General features: G+C 62.6%; 1 pseudogene. It reads left to right on the forward strand.

Features of this window, described 5'->3' with window-relative positions:
* Positions 1-265: pseudogene (locus HX899_RS33045) on the forward strand (calcium-binding protein); the annotation flags it as partial.

Below are 265 nucleotides of genomic sequence, written 5' to 3' on the forward strand. Positions count from 1 at the left end.
ATCGGCAACAATGTCGAGAAGCTGAGCTACACGGGATCCGCCGACTTCACCGGCACCGGCAATGCGCTCGCCAACACGATCACCGGCGGCGCCGGCAACGATCTGCTGGACGGCGGCGCCGGCAATGACACGCTGAACGGCGGTGCGGGCAACGACATCTATGTGGTCGACAGTGCGAGCGATGTCATCGCCGAGTTGGCCAGTGCCGGCACCGATGAAATCCGCACGTCGCTTGCAGCCTATTCGATCGCTGCACTGATCAATG

The organism is Rhizobium sp. WYCCWR 11146 (genome assembly GCF_013591995.1).
GTDB classification, from domain to species: domain Bacteria; phylum Pseudomonadota; class Alphaproteobacteria; order Rhizobiales; family Rhizobiaceae; genus Rhizobium; species Rhizobium indicum.